Source organism: Pseudomonas carassii, assembly GCF_036324045.1.
Lineage (GTDB): Bacteria > Pseudomonadota > Gammaproteobacteria > Pseudomonadales > Pseudomonadaceae > Aquipseudomonas > Aquipseudomonas peradeniyensis.
This window is the reverse complement of the sequence record NZ_JAZDCT010000002.1, coordinates 137,834-155,611: the sequence shown is the minus strand read 5'-3', so window position 1 is coordinate 155,611 and position 17,778 is coordinate 137,834. Positions and strand designations below refer to the sequence as shown.

Below are 17,778 nucleotides of genomic sequence, written 5' to 3'. Positions count from 1 at the left end.
TGGTCTTCCGTGCTCGATATGCTCTGGCCATGGATGCAGTGCCCCCAATGAGGTGAAGACCAACAAGCTGATGGGCGCCTGGGTGACGATCATATGTTCAGGCGGCGCATTTCTTGCTGTGTTGCTATCAGGATTTTTCTTTCCCGAGCACTTGGACAAGATATTGACCTTTGCTGGGACGATCATCGGAAGCATTACCGGTTTTTACTTTGGTGGGCGGAGCAAGCAACCTAAAGGGGAACTCTGAGCGTGATACAGCAAGGGCTGTAAATCAGTCCCTTGCCCCCGTTTCACTGTGCCTGCAATGTGTTGCCAATAAACATGCTGCCGTGCATTTCCCGGACTGCAGTCACCGCTGGTACCTGGCCCAGGTTCGAGGACACGCCGACATTCAGGCCGCCTGAACCAATACCCGGGGTGAACTGCATGCCGCCTCCGAGCTTGAGGTAGTAAGCCTGGCCGTTGCGCAGGTCCAGGGTCCCTTCGGCATTCAACGGGTACAGATCCAGAGCCCAGCGGGTGGCGATCTTGTGCTGCCCCTGGGGCAGGTAGAAGTAAGTGAAGGAACTGTTCTTTACTTCGCTGACGTCATTACCGTCGATGACCAGTGTCGGGCTGCGCCAGTACGGGGGGATGCCGGAGCGGTACAGGTAGACAAGCGCGGCGTCCTGCCTGATGGGCGCGACCTGGGCGAACTCGGCACCGCTGTGCAAGGTCGTGCAGGCCCCCAGCAACAGGGTGGCAGCGGCAAGGGTGATGGTTGGCAGGCGGGACATGGGGCTCCTGGGCGATCTGGCGGTCCTTCGAAGGGGTGGCAATCTAACATTAGTCATCCATCGCCACAAATCAGGCTGCCTTGGCAGAACATGGATCAGCACCTTTCAATATGCCAACCAGGGGATATCCGCCATTGACTCGCACTCGACCTGCCGGCCTTGATTTTATATAAATCAAGTCGACGCACCCATGGGCAAAGTTGATTTACGCGAAACATGCCATCAATAGCGAAGCAAGCATCTTGTTATTTCAATTATGGATATTCGGAAATTAAATAGAAGACCTCAAATCTTATTAATTTTCATTTACCCTGAGCCGCCATTCTGAGCCATAGACAATTTGACTATTTATAAAGTTCTAACCTTATTTAATAATTCATATTCATTCTAATGACAACGCGAGACACATGCGTTTCATCTAATGATTCAAGGGGGCTCACCCTTGCAAAAGCGAAGCAACCGACTAGTTTTGTGATTGTCTTTGCCGACACTATAACTACAACACGACCTCCCCTCAGAGCAGGAGGCTTTATTCTTCCGGGTGACGCCCGCCGCTGCGTGTCACTGCTGAAACGGAACTCAGTCATAACAACAAGAGGGACGCTTGATGAAGCGCAGCCATGGCTATCGCGCGCTCTTTGAAAAAGGGCCGGCCGCACATTTCTGGTTGTCACTGCTGTGTTTCTCTGGCCTGGTAATTGCCAGCTTCCTGTTGTTCGAACAGCAGATCCAGGGTTTCCTCACCCACCTTGACCTGTACCGCCCTTCGACGCCTGTCCAGATGCTCAACCTGGCGCTGCTGCTGGTCGTGTTGCTGGCCCTGGACGTGGTACTGCCCGTGCCGTCGAGCATGGTGGCGCTGCTGGCCGTGGCCACCCTGGGCAGCGTCGGCGGCTACCTGACGATTTTCATCGGCCTGTGCCTGGGCGCCGGGCTGGGCTACGCGCTGGGTGCCGGGTATCTGCGGGTGCTGTCCAGTCGACTTGGCCTGCACCAACGCCAGCCGGGGCAACTGGGGTACCGCCTGGGCACGCTGTCGCTGGTCTGCCTGCGCGGCGTGCCGGTGCTGGCGGAGACCTCGGTGGTGGCCGCCGGCATGCAGCGCTATCCGTTGCGCGCCTTCGTGCTGGTCACCACCTTGGCCAACGCGGGCCTGGCGTTGGCCTACAGCGCCATCGGCAGCTTCCTCGTCGAGCAGAACGCACTGCTGGTGACGATTCTCGCCAGCATGATCCTGCCCGGCCTGTTCATCGCCGGGTACAGCCTGGTCAAGGCCTTGCGCAGGCGCGAACCCTCACGGCCACTGCGCGGGCGCTTCACGGTCAGCTACGACTATCCGGTGCTGTTCACCGACCACCTGTTCGACCCGCTCAATCCCTGCCTGCATCACCAGCTCACCGTCCAGCGCAATGGCCGGGTGACGGTGCTGATTTTCGCCGATGAGCAACTGCTGCGTTGCGCACCGCACCTGCCGGGCCAGATCGACGCGTACTTCGCCGCCCATGGTGACGACCTGCACCTGAAGGCGGCGCCGATCGCCGTGCCGGCCGGCGAGCTGAGCAAGGACGCCCAGGTGCTGCAACAGCTGTATGCAGACATGCTGGCCCATGGGCTGGACCGCCACTGCTGCGTCATCGCCCTGGGCGGTGGCGCGGTGCTGGACTCGGTGGGCTATGCCTGCGCCACCTTCCATCGCGGCATGCGTCTGATTCGCCTGCCGAGCACGGTGCTGGCGCAGAACGACGCCGGTATCGGGGTGAAGAACGGCATCAATGCCTTCGGCCAGAAGAACCTGCTGGGCGCCTTCTACCCCGCCTCCGCGGTGATCAACGACTTCCAGTTGCTGACCACCCTGGGCCATCGCGACCAGATCGCCGGGCTGGCCGAGGCGGTCAAGGTGGCGCTGATCAAGGACCGCGCCTTCTTCGAGTGGATGGAGCGCCAGGCCGACGCCCTCGCCCGCTTCGACCACCCGGCCAGCCGTCATGCCATCCGCCGCTGCGCCGAGCTGCACCTGGGGCATATCACCGGCGCCGGCGACCCTTTCGAACGCGGCAATGGCCGCCCGCTGGACTACGGCCACTGGGCCGCCCACCGGCTGGAGAACCTCAGCCAGCATCGGCTGCGCCATGGCGAGGCCGTGGCGGTGGGCATGGCCCTGGACGGGTTGTATGCCAATGCCCTGGGGCTGCTGAGCGATGCTGACAGCGAGCGGATCTTGAGCCTGTTGCTCAGGCTCGGCTTCAATCTGTGCCCGCCGGAGCTGGACCTGAAGGATGGCCAGGGACGCTCGCGGGTGCTGCTCGGGCTTGAAGAGTTTCGCCAGCACCTGGGCGGTCAGCTGTCCATCCCCATGCTCAGCGGCATCGGCGCGTCGGTCGACCTGCATGAGATCGATGATGGACTGATGGAACAGGCGCTGCTGCGCCTCGGCAGCTATCGCGGCAACCCGCTCGCCCTCGGCGAAGGCTTCGCGCAATGAGCCAGATGAAGACCTGGATGACCGTCGGCCGCGTCTCCAACCTGCCCACGGTATGGACCAACACCCTGGCCGCCTCACTGTTGGCCAGCAGCGCCGGGGCCCTGGCACCGCCCTCGTCACTGGTGTGGGTCCTGCTGCTGGCCATGCTGTCGCTGCTGTACCTGGCCGGCATGCTGCTCAACGACCTGCTGGATGCCGACTGGGACCAGCAGCATCACAACCCTCGGCCCATCACCCTGGGCCTGGTCAGCCGCCGGCAGGTACGCCTGGCGACCTGGCTGGCGTTACTGCTGGCGGCCGCCGCGGCCCTTGGGCTGAGCCGGCTGATCGAGCAGCCGCATTGGCTGCTGGCCAGCGTCACCCTGCTGGTGGGCTGCATCCTCGGCTACAACCTGCTGCACAAGAAATACGCCCACAGCGTCTGGTTGATGGGCGCCTGCCGCTCTGCACTCTACCTCACCGCGGCGGCCAGCCTGGCGATGCCGGCCCAGCCCATCTGGCTGTGCGCCTTGCTGCTTGGCGTGTACATCAGCGGCCTGACCTACCTGGCGCGCCAGGAGCACCTCAACCTGCTGCTCAGCCGCCTGCCCCTGGTGCTGATGCTGAGTCCGCTGGCCCTGGCGGCCTACGCCGACACCCTGTGGTTCTGGCCGGTGCTGCTGCTGTGGCTGGGCTGGCTGGGCTGGCATTACTGGCTGCACCTGGCCGACCCGAGCCGGCGGCAGGTGCGCGCTTTCATCGGCGCGGGGCTGGCGGCCCTGCCGCTGTTCGATGCCCTGGTGCTGGCGGTCGCCGACCAGCCCATGGGCAGCCTGCTGTGCGTCCTGGTGTTCTTCCTGCTTCCACATCTACAGCGCTGGATCAAACCGACATGAACAGTGATATCGCTACGTCGACAACGGCGGCGCTTAAGATGCGCCACGATTGCCTGGCCGCACGTCACCAGGCCCTGGCCGCGCAGCTCGAACCGGCCGAGTTGCAATGGTGGAATGAGGCTCAAGATCACCTCGGACAGTCGCCAAATGCCAACACTGCGGCACTGCTGAGCAGCCAGTGCAAGCGGCGTATTCACGAGCGGGCCATGCTCGACGATGAGGGGTGGAGTCAGCTGCAACTGGCGCGCGCCCTGCTGCTGGCCCAGGTCCTTGGGGAGCAGCCCCAGGCCGCTCAGTTGCCCTTGCTGCGCCAACTGTTCCTGTGGGGCGACGACCAGGAAAAGGTCGCCCTGCTCAAGGCCCTCGACTGGATCGACAGCTCGGGGCTGTGCGTCCCGCTGGCCTTGCAGGCCGGGCGGACCAGCAACAGCGAAGTGTTTGCCGCCCTCGCCCTCGACACCCCCTACCCGTCCCGCCACTACCCGGAGCGGGCCTTCCATCAGTTGGTGCTGAAGGCGCTCGGCATGGGGCTGGACGTGCGGCGGCTGGAAGGCCTGGTGCAGCGTCACGGCGTCTCTTTGAACCAGCTGGCCCTCGACCTGCTGGACGAACAGCTTGCGGCCGCACGCACGGTATCGCCCGGTTTGCACTTGGCCATCGCCTTCGACCTGCTGAGCCCGGCGCAACGCCAGCGCCTGCTCGGCCTTCACCAGCAAAAACGCCTGCCGCCGGCGTGGCATGACCACCTGACCGAGCGCCGCGAGACCTGATGCCTTCCCCTGACGAGGATTCACCATGCCCAAGTATTTCGACCCGCATATCCATATGGTCAGCCGCACCACCGACGACTACCAGAACATGGCCGCCGCCGGTATCACCGGGGTGATCGAGCCGGCGTTCTGGCAAGGCCAGGCGCGTACCAGCGTTGGCAGTTTCGTCGACTACTTCGATATCCTGCTGGGCTGGGAGCGTTTTCGCGCCAGCATGTTCGGCATCCATCATTTCTGCACCATCGGCCTGAATCCCAAGGAAGCCAACGACCTGTCGGTGGCCAACGAAGTGCTGGAGATTCTGCCGCGCTACCTGGTCAAGGACGGCGTGGTCGCCGTCGGCGAGATCGGCTACGACGACATCACACCGGAAGAAGACCGCTTTCTCGCCCTGCAACTGGAACTGGCCCGCCAGTTCAACCTGCCGGTGCTGGTGCACACCCCGCACCGCGACAAGATCGGTGGTACCAAGCGCACCTTGGCGGTGATTCGCGAAGTGGGGATCGCCGAGCATCTGGTGATCATCGACCACCTCAACGAACTGACCCTGCCGCTGGTGCTGGACAGCGACTGCTGGCGCGGCCACTCCATCTACCCCAACACAAAGATGTCGGAGCAGCGCATGGTGGCCCTGCTCAAGGAGTACGGCACCGAAAAAATGGTGGTCAACAGCGCCGCCGACTGGGGCATCAGCGATCCGCTGAAGGTGCCCAAGACCGGCCAGGCCATGCTGGCCGCCGGTTTCAGCGAGGCCCAGGTGGAGCAGGTGCTGTTCCACAACCCGGTGGACTTCTTCGCCCAGAGCGGCCAGCTGGACAAGGCCCAGGTCGCCACGCCGTTGCCCATCGACCAGCGCCGCCGCTGGCAGGAGAACTCGGCCCTGCGTGGCCAGGATCCGGTGATCAAATGACCTTGGGCCTTGGTTGGACCGCCGCGCAGCTCGGCTACTGCGCCAATGTGCACCCGGCCCGCGACCTGGCCGCGCTGCGTGTCGCCATCGACCGGCACTTCCAGGGCGTGCGCAGGCTGCGCGGGCTCGACCAGCAGGACAGCGGGCTGTGGATCAGCGCCGCAGCCGCAACCGAACTGCGGGAGCCGCCGAAACGCCGGGCGTTTTTCGATCTGCTGCGGCGCAGCGGGCTGCGCCTGACCTCGCTCAACGGCTTTCCCTATGGGCAGTTCCATGAGGGCACGGTAAAAGCCGCCGTCTACCTGCCCAGCTGGGCCGAGCCGCAACGGCTGGCGTACAGCCTGGACCTGGCGCGGCTGCTGGCCGAGGCCCTGCCGCCGGAGTGCCCGCAGGGGGCGATCTCCAGCGTGCCGCTGGGCTACGCCGCCCACTGGAACCCGACGCTGCAGCAACAGGCCGAGGAACACCTGCGCCAGCTCACGGCGGCACTGGCCCGGCTGCACCAGGAGACCGGCAAGAAGATCGGGATATGCCTGGAAATGGAGCCGGACTGCGTGCTGCAGAGCACCGACCAGGCCATCGCCTTCTTCCGCCACTGGCAGGCCAGCGACCCGCATCATGACTACCTGGCGCTGTGTTTCGACGTCTGCCACCAGGCGGTAATGTTCGAGGACTGCCGGCAGTCCCTGGAAAGCCTGCGCCAGGCCGGGGTGCCCATCGGCAAGATCCAGCTGTCCAACGCGATGATCTGCCGCCTGCCGACCCGGGATCCGAGCCGCTACGCGCAGGTCCTGGAGGTGCTGGGCAGCTTCGCCGAAGCCACCTACCTGCACCAGGTGCAGGCGCGCGATGTGCAGGGCCGCATCCAGTGCTGGGCGGACCTGCCGGCCGCGCTCGTCGCCTGTGCGGCGCAGCCTGCGCGCTACCTGGAGCTGCGGGTGCATTTCCACATTCCGCTGTTCAGCGAACACCTGCTGCTACCCGAGCTCGGCGGCAGCCAGATGGCCCTGGCGCAGACCTTCGATTTCCTGGCCGCGCACGAGGATGTGCGACCAGTGCTGGAGGTGGAGACCTACAGCTGGGGCGTACTGCCCGCGCCACTGCGACCCTGCGACGAAGAGGCCCAGCACCGGGGCATCCGCGACGAGCTGCGTTGGGTCGAGGAGCAGCTGCGCCAGCGCCGCCTCCTGCAACCCCAGGCGCGGGAGGTGCATGCCGATGCCCTCTGACTCGCCACGTCAACCGTTGCTGCTGATCAACGTGGTCGGCCTGACGCCCGCGCTGCTCGGCGCGGCAACGCCGCACATCAACCGGTTACTGCAATCGGCCAGGATGGCCAGCCTGCAACCGACGTTTCCCGCCGTCACCTCCACCGTGCAGGCCTCGATCCTCACCGGCCTGTCACCGGCCGAGCACGGCATCGTCGGCAACGGCTGGTATTTTCGCGACCAGGCCGAGGTGCGCTTCTGGCTACAACCCAATGCCCTGATCCAGGGCGAGAAGGTCTGGCAGACGCTCAAGCGCGAGCTGCCGGGCTTTCGCTGCAGCCAGTTGTTCTGGTGGTACAACATGTACGCGGACGTGGACGCCGCCATCACCCCGCGCCCGCACTACCCGGCCGATGGCCGCAAGCTTTTCGGGCTGTACTCGTCACCGGCAACCTTGCATGCGCGGATCGAGGCGCAGATCGGCGAGTTTCCGTTCCCTGCGTTCTGGGGGCCGGCCGCCGGCATTGCCTCCAGCCGCTGGATCGTCGACTGCGCCATCGCCGAGTTCCAACTCGATCACCCGGACCTGCAGCTGGTCTACCTGCCGCACCTGGACTACTGCCTGCAACGGCTGGGGCCGGGTCATCCGTCGATCGCCGACGAGGTGCGGGCCATCGACCACGAAGTCGGGCGCCTGCTGCGCTTTGCCGAGGAACAAGGCGCGGCGGTGATGCTGCTGTCCGAGTACGGCATCGAGGCGGTCAGCCAATCGGTGTCCATCAATCGCCTGCTGCGCGCCGAAGGGCTGCTGCAGGTGCGTCAGTCGTTGACCTGGGAACTGCTCGACCCGGGTGCCAGCGATGCCTTCGCCGTCGTCGATCACCAGATCGCCCACATCTATGTGCGCCAGCCCGTGGACATCGCCAGGGTCAAGGCCCTGTTGCAACGCCAACCCGGCATCGAGCGGGTACTGGACAAGACCGAGCAGCGGGCCTGGCAGCTGGACCATCCGCGCAGCGGCGAGCTGGTGGCCGTGGCCGCCGCCGGCCACTGGTTCGACTATCACTACTGGTTCGACGCGCGCAAGGCACCGGACTTCGCCCGCACCGTGGACATCCATCGCAAGCCCGGTTACGACCCGCTGGAGCTGTTCATCGACCCGGCCATCCGTTTCCCCCGCTTGAGGGTGGCGCGCCGCCTGCTGCAGAAAAAACTCGGCTTTCGCTACTACATGGACCTCATCCCGCTGGATACCTCGCTGGTGCGCGGCAGCCATGGCCGGCTGCCCGCCAGCGACCGGGAGGGTCCGCTGCTCATCACCAATTGTGACCTGCCGTTGCCGCAGCGCCTTGCGGCAACGGCGGTGAAACAACTGCTCCTGCAGCATTTCCTGGGGCACCCCTACACCGACCTGGCCAATGCCAAGGAGCATACATGCGGCGAGCCATCTCAATAACCGTCCTCAGCGCACTGGCCGGACTGGCCCAGGCCGAGGGCACCAACAGCTTCGATTGCAACCAGTTCATGCAGTTCGGCGGCAACGTCGACCAGGCCCGCCAGGCGTTCGCCCAGGGGCCCGAATCCATGAGCTGGAACTGGTTCGTCTGTCTGAACCAGCCGGTCGAGTCCAACAGCCCCAACCGGGTCTGGGAAACCCTCAAGCCTTCGGATCAGGTCTACCTGAGCAATGGCGCCGCGCCGCTGCCCTGGGGCCAGAGCCAGCCGGTGCCGGCTCCGGTGTTGCTGGCGGCCCAGGCACAGGGCCTGGACCTCAGCCGCACGCTCCACAACCTGAACGCCGTCCAGCAGGTGGATGGCCTGATCCTCGAGATGGGCGGCGCGGTACCGACCGCGCAACAGGGCCAGCCGGTGCGCTTCCAGCTGTTGATGGGCGAGGACACCTTCGACTACATCGTGCAGAAACAGGTGTACAACGTGAACGGCCAGGCCGCCTTGACCAGCAACCTGGACTTTCCCTCCACCGCCTGGGAGCTCAAGGCCGCCTGGCTGTGGATCGGCAACGACCCGAGCTACCAGCAGCAACTGCAAGACGATGGTTACTACATCGCCCAGGCCTACTACCAGCAGGACAACGGCCAGTACCAGGTCGGCTATGCCGCGCTCAGCGGCCTGCACGTGGTCAACAAGCTGAATCCGCAATGGGTCTGGACCACCTTCGAGAATCGCAACAACGGCAAGTACACCGTGACCAATGCGATTCCGCCCACCCCGATGAGCAACAGCACCGGGCCGACCCCGGCGGCGCAGACGGCCAACACCACCTTCCAGGCCATGTACCCGAACCTGGCGCAATACGAGCTGATCGGCACCCAGTCCGAGACCAATCCGACCCTGCTCGCCAACTCCCAGCTCGAGTCGGCCTTCCAGAGCCAGTCGTCCTGCTTCGCCTGTCACGGCACGGCGGCGTACTCCAAGACCAAGGGCTACTTCAATTTCGCCCAGAAGCAGCAGGACGGCATCGTCTACCCAACCGCCCCGGTGCCGGCGTCCGAATTCGCCGGGTACAACAAACTGGACTTTGTCTGGTCGCTGAAACGCGCCCAGTGGCAACGCTAAGGAGCATGACATGAGCGTACTGAACTTTCCGCGCATCTACCTGGGCGGCCACATGTACTGGAGCCCGCCGACCGCCAACAACAACGACATGTTCCCACTCTACGATGCCTCGAAGATGCGCCTGAACTGGCGTTTCCTCGAGTACTACGGGATCAACCCGGCGAATGCCACCAGCAAGCTTATGCCCTGGGTGATCGCCCCGCAGGTGCTGCTCGAGGCGCCGACCTATGTCACCCAGGTGCCGGGCAACGTTGCGCAGAACCCCAGCGTGATGATCCCCGGTGAGTGGAACCTGTTCGGTGACAACGCCTGTGGCACCGTCAACTACACACCGACAGACTCCAGCATCCCGGCGACGGCCTCGGTCATCACCGGTGGCGAACTGCCCGGTGGGGGTTACGTCAGCCAGGACCCGCTGATCAACCAGACCTATAATCTGTTCGGCAACCCGTTCGGTAGCGACGCCCCCACCCCGGCGCGCTTCGTCGACGTCAGTCCCTGGCAGAACACCTTCACGGCGCTGTATTTCGACCGGCTGGTGCTCGGGGACGCCCAGTGCGGTCTGACCCTCAAGCGCCAGCACCGCATGCTCGACCGCTTCCTGAACTTCAACTGGGCCAACCTCGGTGGGCTGATCTACGTGACCACCACTTGGCAGACCTGTTTCCCGAAGGAGAACCTGAGCTGGGCAATCGGCAACTCGCAACTGCTGCAGAACCTGCAGCAACAGATGGAACAGCAAAACGCCAAAGGGCTGATGTTCCGCTTCTCCACCTACCTGACTTGCTACGACAAGAACGGCATCTTCAACGACCAACCCCCCATCAACACCCACTCCACCGAAGCGGCGGATCTGGCCAATGTGCAGGCGATGTACCAGAAAGGCCTGGACAATGTCGGCAGCATCTTCTTCAACCCCGCCTACAGTCGCACCGCCGGCACCCTGGGCCTGTGGTTCGACGACGAGTTTCCCACGGCGCCGGCCGGGCGGCGGCTGGTCCCTTGCAAGGCAGTGCAGCTGAAAAAGAACGGGGCAGACGCAGGCCCGATGACGCTGGGGGTCATCTCGGCGCAGGTGCATGACAACACCCTGTCACTGGACCTGCTCAACGGGTTCCCCAGTTATGCGCCCGACGCGAAAGCCCAGATACCGGTGGCGGCGAAGTTCGACGCCGGCAGCTACCAGCTGGGGGTACGCCAGGGCGAGCAATTCACGCCATTGGCCAGTTTCGGCTATGACGACTACCAGCAGGCGGCCTTCGACCAACGCTCGGGGATCCTCGACCTGCCGCTGAGCGCCGAGGCGCAGAAACAGCTGCAAAGCGGATCGCTGGAGCTGCAGCAACAAGGCACGACGCCTGTGCTGGCGGCGACCCAGCAGATGTGGACCGCCGAGGTGGTCGAGAGCGCCAGCTTCATCGACGTCGGTGACAGCAAGACCTTGCAGATCATGGTGCAGTACGACGGTCTACCCGCGCCGGCCGGCACCGTGCTGACGGTGGCCGAGTACAACAACGCCTACATGATGTGCACCACCGACTACTACCTGGCGTTCAGCAACCCGGCTGACTTCACGCTGTTTCTCGACGATCCGGACAACCGCGCCAACAACACCCCCAACCTGCCGCAGTTCGTCGGTACCCCTTCGCTCACCCGCCAGGTGAGCGAAGGCACGGGCCGCCGGCTCACGGCAACCCACCTCGCCGGCTCGACCGCCGGCATGAGCCCGGTGAGCTACCAGCAGTACCTGCCCACACCAGGCTCGGTGGCCCTGAGCCCCAGCCTGGCGTTCGCCAACCCCATCCAGGGCCAGGGCACACTGAAGGATGAGCCGAAGGGCAACGTGCAGTACAGCACCACGCAGATCACCACCGACGCCAACGGGGTTGCCCTGCTAACCGTCAAGGCCGTGGCGCCGGGCTTCCCGACCCTGCGCTTCTTCGTCCATGAGGCCGGACAGGCGCCGCAGGTTCCGTTCAGCTTCAAGTTGTCGCAGGCCTATACCGACTTCCTGGCGCCACTGCGCGTGCTGCCGCAGGAGCCGGACCTGCAGCAGGCGTTTGTCGACGCCTGGAACCTGGTCTACCAGCAGCAGGACGCCGGCCAGCAGATCTGGCAGCGCTTCATCTACCCGCTCATCCTGCAGCCGTTCTTCTACATGTACCCGATCATGAACAAGTACATGCCGTTGAACTCGCTGGCACGCATAGAGGGCGCCGTGGACCAGCTCATCGTGCTGATCAGCAAGCAGTACCAGGAGGAAAGCACCCTGGCGATGCCGATCACCCGGGACATGCCGCAAAGCCGCCGGGCGGTGCTGGAGCTCTGGGCGCAGGCCTTGGTGAAACGCAACTACCCACCGATCCAGCTAAGCATGAGCGACTACCCGCAGGGCTGACCGGCAGGAGCGCCGGGTGACGAGACTGTCACCCGGCACACTTCACAGGAGTGTCCAATGAACAAGCGCATCCTCGACCGACTGTTACTGCTGATCCTGCTGCTGTGCCCCTCACTCTACGCCCAGGCGGACGACAGCGCCGTCTACTTCACGATGGGGGTGCACAACACCCAGGGATGCGACGCGAGCAACGGCAACTGCATCGCCAAGCGCGCGGCGAGCGACCCGTCCGATCCGTTCTTTCCAGCTTATTGGATCAGCGACTGGACCATGTACCGGGTCATGCGCAACTACCAGAAGAACCCGCCACCCTACAGCAACCCGCCCGCCACCCTGAGCCCGGCGGACTACACGGTCTCTCGCGGTACCAGCTACTACGACACCACCTACATCCCGCCGGACGGCGACGGCTTCGGCGCCATGATGGAGCACTACGAGAAGTACTGCCTGCCGATCTTCCCGATTCGCAACAACAACTACACCTGCTCGTTCGTCTCGCTGGGCAACAAAGCGTACTTCCTCACCTACCCGCAGGACCGCCCCAAGGACATGCCGGCCTGCTGCCTGTTCTCGCCGATGAACCATCCGCCGCGCCAGGATTTCATCAAGCACCTGCCCTACAGCGCCGCACGCAGTCAGCACCTGGACGCCAGTGTGCAGGCCTACGCCCTGGACCTGGACTCGCCCCAGGGCCCGATCCTGTTCGGTTACGCCTTCTACCGCAAAGCCTCGGGCCAACCGCCCTACCGGCTACCGCAGTCATTCTACTTTTCCGGAGACGCCAGCGTCGCCAATGCGCCGATCGTCAGCCAGAACTACACCGGTTTTCGCATGGTCAAGCCCGACCCGGCCCAGACCTGGGCGCGGGTCGCCGCCATGTGCCCGGCAAACCCGCCGCCCTGCCAGCTGTTCGAGCCACCCGCCGCGCAAAGCAACGGCCACAAGGCGCAATGGAACCAGCTGATGCAACGCAAACCTTGAGTCCTGCGAGGGATCGCCATGAAACCGATAATGCGTTTTTCCGTGATGTTGCTGGGCATGGCCTGCCTGCCGGCGCTGGCCAGGGAACAGGCCCTGCCAGCGCCCCTGGCCACCCAGCTCAACTGCCAGCCACCTGCCAGTGCGCCGGCCCCAACAGCCGGCCAGGCGCAGTTCGACCAGTACAGCTGGCAGCTGTTCATTGCCCTGAACTGGCCCGCCCAGGACCGTAGGCGCGGCAATCCGGACTGCACCCGGCAGCCCGGGGACGGCGGCTACACCGTCTGGCAGACCTACAAGACCGTCGATGAGATCTTCCTGCCGGGCGGCGCCAATCCAGGCCCCTGGAACAGTCCGCTGGGCCCTCGAAGCCTGGGCATCATCAACATCGCCGCGCTGAAGAACAGCTCGCTGGTCAACGCCATCGACCAGGCCGTCGGCGGCTGGCTGATCGACCAGGCCGGCAACCCGACCTACTACGACATCTCGGCCAACGAGGCGTCCTACAACTACATCGTCGGCAACCGTTTCTACAATGCCGATATTGTCTCCAGGGCCCGCAACATCCAGTTCCCCTACGGGGTCATCGAGATCAAGTCGAGCTGGCGCATTCTCGGCCCTCGGGACAACGCCAGCCGCTACCTGACCATGCTGGCGCGGATCGCCACGTTCGACGACCAGGGCCGGCGCAACGGGGTCACCGAAGCCTTCCTCGGGCTGGTGGGCCTGCATGTCATCACCAAGGCCAACGGTTATCCGCAATGGATCTGGTCGACCTTCGAGCAGGTCGACAACGTGCCGCCCAAGGCGCTGGTGAACGGCCAGTGGGTCGACCAGCCGGTCCCTGGCACCGCCTACGCCTACTTCAACCCCGCAGCGCCCGCCGCCAGCCTCAACCAGTCGCCCTGCAACTGGCAGACCCAGGGCACGCAACTGGTCTGCGTGCCCCGGCCCGGGACCACCTTCAAGACCCCGAACCCGCTGAACCGGGTCACCCCGATCGCCGACGTCACCCAGCAGGTCAATGCCAGCTACCGCGCCGCCCCGGGCCTGCAACGCAGCGTGCTGAAGTACTACCAGCTGATCACCACCCAGCGTCCGCTGATGCCCGACAACCCCGGCAACCCGCTGGGCCAGCCGACGCCCGCGTTGTCGGCCAACGTCACCATGGAAAGCTACATCCAGCCCAACAGCAGCTGCATGAACTGCCATTCCATGGCGACGCCAGTGAAGAGCCCCTACAAGTCCGACTACTCCTACCTGTTCAAATTCGCCCATTCGCCCCTGGGCAAACCCATCAAGGACGAGGATTGAACCATGAGCATCCTGAATGGCCCGCGCCTGAACTTCTGGGGTGGCATCCGCACCGATGTCAGCCTGCCGAACAACTCGCCCACCATCCCCTACGAGAACAACAAGGCGTGGCCGATATTTGACCTGACCACATCGACCCTGGCCCCGGGGGCCCAGTCCTTCACCGACGACCAGTTGAACGCGATGCTCAATGCGCCGACAGGTGACTACTACACCGCTGGCGGCTGGAACCACTACGGGCAACATGTCGTCGACCTGCAGAACGCCGTGATCAGTTCCCAGGGTAGTCCGGGCAACGTCGGCACCACCGGTGACCTGGTGGGGCAACCGGTCTACCTGCTCGGCTCGGTTGACCCGGTGACCAGGCAGGCGCCGGTGTCCGGGCCGATGATGGTGGACCTGGACCCGACCTCGACCACCACCACGCAGATCTTCGTCGGTGGCCTGCAGATCGGCGGCAACAGCAATATCCAGCTGCTGATCCACGGCAACACCGTCTGCAGCAGCCTGGACGTGAAAAAACGTGTGCTGCTGCCCGCGAAGATGGACGCACCAGGCTCGTTCCGCCTGAGCGGCACCTTCCAGCTGACCTTCCCGCTCAGCAGCATCGTCAGCTGGAACCGCAACAGCCCCGGCTTGCGCGCGATCATCCAGGCGCCCGGGGCGACCGGGATCGTGCTGCGTTTCGTGATGTTCGAGATGTGCCCGGCCATGACCACCGAGCAACTGGACGCCGACTACGCCGCGGGCCGCTATACCCCCAACCCGAGCATCGGCCGGGTCATTGGCACCCTGGCCCCGGCCTTCGCCAACGAGCCGCTGAACTGCCAGCCCGGTCGCCAGCTGGTCAACCAGAGCACCGGCAGTACGGCCTATGCCGAGCTGGGCGGCAACGGCATGCTGAGCATCGACATGGTCAACCTGATTCCGAAGCAGACCTTCAGGGCCGTGCGCGATGACATCAAAAGCCCCATCGGACCCAACGCCAACTACGGACCGGTCACCCTCACCGCCGGCTCCGTTCCCCTGGCCACCCTCGACCCGAACAGCAACCCACTGTTCAATTACTACGTGTATGGCGGTATCGTCGACCTGCCGCTCAATCCCAGCCAGCAGCAGGCAGCGAAATCCTCGGTCCTGCACGTCGACGCGCCCGGCGCGGTCGCCGGCACCCTGCTGCATGCGTGCGAGTCGGTCTATCGGGTCTACGCCGACCAGCGCAACGTCTACACCGAGGACTACCCCAACGGCCTGACGATCACGCTGCAGGTCCGTTACCTGGGTGGCCCGGTGACCACCCCCACCACGATCTACCTGGACACCGGCCCCTCAGGACCGGTATATGGCTCACCAGAAAACTGGGACTTCATCGAGGTACCCAAACCGCTGGACGTCAACCCCGGCCAGCTGGCGGTCAGCGTACCCATCACGTTCAGACCCACAATAGCCCCGCAGGCCGGTTTCGTCGCCCTGAGCTACAGCGTCAACGGCCTGGCCGCTGGCAGCTACTTCACCAATTTCCGCAAGTTCGCCCAGACCGACTTCGGCATCCCCAGGGGCAGCCGTGTCACCTGGCAGCAGGTGTACCCGAACGTGCTGCGGTTCCACTACCTGGCCTTCCCCGCCATGTCCCGCTACGTCCCGCTGAACCAGCCCGACGCGATCATGGCCACCAAGGCGCCGATCCTCGCCCGCACCGCGGATGCCTACAAGAACACCACGCTGTTCATGCCGGTGGTGCGCTCGATGTCGCCCAGCCAGCGGGCGCTGCTGCGTGCCTATCTCACCGGCGAGCCCTGGCAGCCGCCACAGTAGCGCCGATCCCTTGTTCACGGAGAGTTCCCATGCCTGTGCTTGTTCCGACACACCCTGACGAAAACCTTCGTCCAAGTACCTTCATCGCCGAAGGACTGCTCAACCCCCGGGGCGTCTGCCTGCAGGACGATGGCAGCCTGCTGCTGGCCGAGGCCGGCTCAGGCCTGGTCGAGCAGGCCTTCAGCGGCCGCATCAGCCGACTGCGACCGGACCCGCGCGTCCCCGGCGCCTACCTGTCCCGGGAATCCGTGGCCCAGGGCTTTCGCGCCATGAACATGCAGGTACGCATGTGGCGCGACGAGATCATGGGCCTGTCGGACATCGCCTGCGGTGATGGCCGTTGCCTGGCCAGCCAGACCGACTACGTCGGCGGTTCGCGCTTGCTGGACCTGCAGTTCACGCCGCCCGAGCCGGTGTTTCACAGCCACGGCAACCTCAATGCGTTGTGCTATCACCCGACCCGCCGCAGCTGGCTGGCGGTGAAGCCCGATAGCAACCAGCTGGTGGAATTCGCCGACGGCCAGCAGGAGCGTGTACTGGTGGCGTTGCCCGAACTGGCCCAAGGTCAGGAAGCCGTGCCTGTCACGCTGGTGTACGAGCCGGCCACGGACGCGGTGCTGATCAGCCTGTTCTCCGGCGAGCTGCACGGTGACCCGGGTCGCCGGGGCATCGACTTCGCCGACAAGGCCGGCCGGGTGATCCGGGTTTGGCCGGACAGTGGCCGGATCGAAATCGTGATCGCTGGGCTGCAGTTGCCCACCGGCCTGGCACTGGACCGGCAAGGCAATCTACTGGTGCTGGAACTCTGCGACAGCCTGCAGCAACCCTTGACGCCTGACTGGCAAGGCGAGCCGCGGCATGGCGGGTTCACCCGCTTCAGCGGACGGCTCCTGCATTGCAACCTGCAAACGCAGCAGGTGACGGTGCTCGCCCGTGGCCTGGACACTCCTTCCAACCTGTGCCTGGTAGAGGATGCGGTATTGGTGAGCGAAGGCATGGGGCTGGTGGGGCGGGCACTGCCGACGCCAGGGGGCGAGATGGTGCCGTTGACTGGCAAGCTTCGGCGGGTGCAGTTGTGAGTGACTGCAGGCTTGAACATCCCGGCAACCCGGCGTACAAATCCTCCAGCCCTCCCAATCCCGCAAGGAGCACCGGATGCTGGAGCTGCACACTGATCGGTTGTACCTGCGCACCCTGACCGAAGCCGACTGGCCGCTGTTCCTCAGGCTCCACCGCGAGCCAGACACCATGCGCCATGTGTTCGACGAGCTGCCGGAAAGTGAAGTGCGCCGGGGGTTCGAGCATCGCCTGCCGGATTGGTCACCCGACGCGGAACACTGGCTGTGCCTGGTGATGACCGACAAGGCCAACGGCCGGGACGTCGGTGTCACCGGCCTGCGCGTGCTGCGCCCAGGGCATGCCGAGTGCGGCTATCTGCTGCTGCCCGAGTGGCACGGCCTGGGCCTGGGCAGTGAATCGCTGCGGGTTGTCATGGATTTCGCCAGCGCCACCGGCCTCACCTCGCTCGAGGCCACCGTCACCGACGGCAACACGGCCTCCTGCCGTGTCCTGGAAAAGTGCGGTTTCACCCTCGCCCGCCGTGAGCCGGAAGCCTACCGGCTCGGTGGCCGCTGGCACGACGACCTCATCTACGGCCTCGAGCTGCACGGATAGC

Annotated in this window: 15 protein-coding genes; 14 read left to right on the top strand and 1 reads right to left on the bottom strand. The window is 64.7% G+C overall.

Features of this window, described 5'->3' with window-relative positions; translation table 11 throughout:
• Positions 1–52: 52 nt before the first annotated feature.
• Positions 53–247 (top strand): hypothetical protein, encoded by a 195-nt coding sequence (locus tag V0R62_RS02060; RefSeq protein ID WP_198743158.1) that lies wholly within the window; start codon positions 53–55, stop codon positions 245–247.
• Between the two features lie 43 nt (positions 248–290).
• Here the strand turns inward: V0R62_RS02060 and V0R62_RS02055 are convergent, their stop codons facing one another.
• Positions 291–776 carry a DUF2846 domain-containing protein gene (locus V0R62_RS02055; RefSeq protein ID WP_198743157.1) on the bottom strand — a complete coding sequence of 162 codons (486 nt, stop codon included), beginning with the start codon at positions 774–776 and terminating at the stop codon, positions 291–293.
• A gap of 607 nt (positions 777–1,383) precedes the next feature.
• Here V0R62_RS02055 and V0R62_RS02050 point away from each other — a divergent pair.
• From V0R62_RS02050 to V0R62_RS01990, 13 genes are all read left to right on the top strand, one after another.
• Positions 1,384–3,258: a 3-dehydroquinate synthase gene (locus V0R62_RS02050; RefSeq protein WP_330102509.1), complete on the top strand. Its 1,875-nt coding sequence runs from the start codon at positions 1,384–1,386 to the stop codon at positions 3,256–3,258.
• A 5-nt stretch (positions 3,259–3,263) separates the two neighbouring features.
• Positions 3,264–4,133, top strand: coding sequence for a UbiA family prenyltransferase (locus V0R62_RS02045; protein ID WP_408005619.1), 870 nt, complete (start codon positions 3,264–3,266; stop codon positions 4,131–4,133).
• Entirely contained in the window at positions 4,130–4,903 is a 774-nt protein-coding gene (locus V0R62_RS02040) for an EboA domain-containing protein (protein WP_330102507.1), read from the top strand. The genes V0R62_RS02045 and V0R62_RS02040 overlap by 4 nt, the downstream gene beginning before the upstream one ends.
• Positions 4,904–4,928: 25 nt before the next feature.
• Entirely contained in the window at positions 4,929–5,813 is an 885-nt protein-coding gene (locus V0R62_RS02035) for a TatD family hydrolase (protein WP_330102506.1), read from the top strand.
• Positions 5,810–7,042, top strand: coding sequence for a metabolite traffic protein EboE (gene eboE / locus V0R62_RS02030; protein WP_330102505.1), 1,233 nt, complete (start codon positions 5,810–5,812; stop codon positions 7,040–7,042). The genes V0R62_RS02035 and eboE overlap by 4 nt, the downstream gene beginning before the upstream one ends.
• Positions 7,032–8,477, top strand: coding sequence for an alkaline phosphatase family protein (locus tag V0R62_RS02025; RefSeq protein WP_330102617.1), 1,446 nt, complete (start codon positions 7,032–7,034; stop codon positions 8,475–8,477). The genes eboE and V0R62_RS02025 overlap by 11 nt, the downstream gene beginning before the upstream one ends.
• A complete protein-coding gene (locus V0R62_RS02020) occupies positions 8,456–9,598 on the top strand; it encodes a hypothetical protein (protein ID WP_330102504.1) in 1,143 nt (380 codons plus the stop codon). The genes V0R62_RS02025 and V0R62_RS02020 overlap by 22 nt, the downstream gene beginning before the upstream one ends.
• A gap of 10 nt (positions 9,599–9,608) precedes the next feature.
• On the top strand, positions 9,609–11,996 hold the full coding sequence (locus V0R62_RS02015; protein WP_330102503.1) for an Ig-like domain-containing protein: 2,388 nt from the start codon (positions 9,609–9,611) through the stop codon (positions 11,994–11,996).
• A 57-nt stretch (positions 11,997–12,053) separates the two neighbouring features.
• Entirely contained in the window at positions 12,054–12,977 is a 924-nt protein-coding gene (locus tag V0R62_RS02010) for a hypothetical protein (RefSeq protein ID WP_330102502.1), read from the top strand.
• Between the two features lie 18 nt (positions 12,978–12,995).
• On the top strand, positions 12,996–14,288 hold the full coding sequence (locus tag V0R62_RS02005) for a hypothetical protein (RefSeq protein WP_330102501.1): 1,293 nt from the start codon (positions 12,996–12,998) through the stop codon (positions 14,286–14,288).
• A gap of 3 nt (positions 14,289–14,291) precedes the next feature.
• Positions 14,292–16,103 (top strand): hypothetical protein, encoded by a 1,812-nt coding sequence (locus V0R62_RS02000; protein ID WP_330102500.1) that lies wholly within the window; start codon positions 14,292–14,294, stop codon positions 16,101–16,103.
• 29 nt (positions 16,104–16,132) lie between these two features.
• Positions 16,133–17,182: a hypothetical protein gene (locus tag V0R62_RS01995; protein WP_330102499.1), complete on the top strand. Its 1,050-nt coding sequence runs from the start codon at positions 16,133–16,135 to the stop codon at positions 17,180–17,182.
• A gap of 76 nt (positions 17,183–17,258) precedes the next feature.
• A complete protein-coding gene (locus V0R62_RS01990; protein WP_330102498.1) occupies positions 17,259–17,777 on the top strand; it encodes a GNAT family N-acetyltransferase in 519 nt (172 codons plus the stop codon).
• Position 17,778 lies beyond the last annotated feature (1 nt).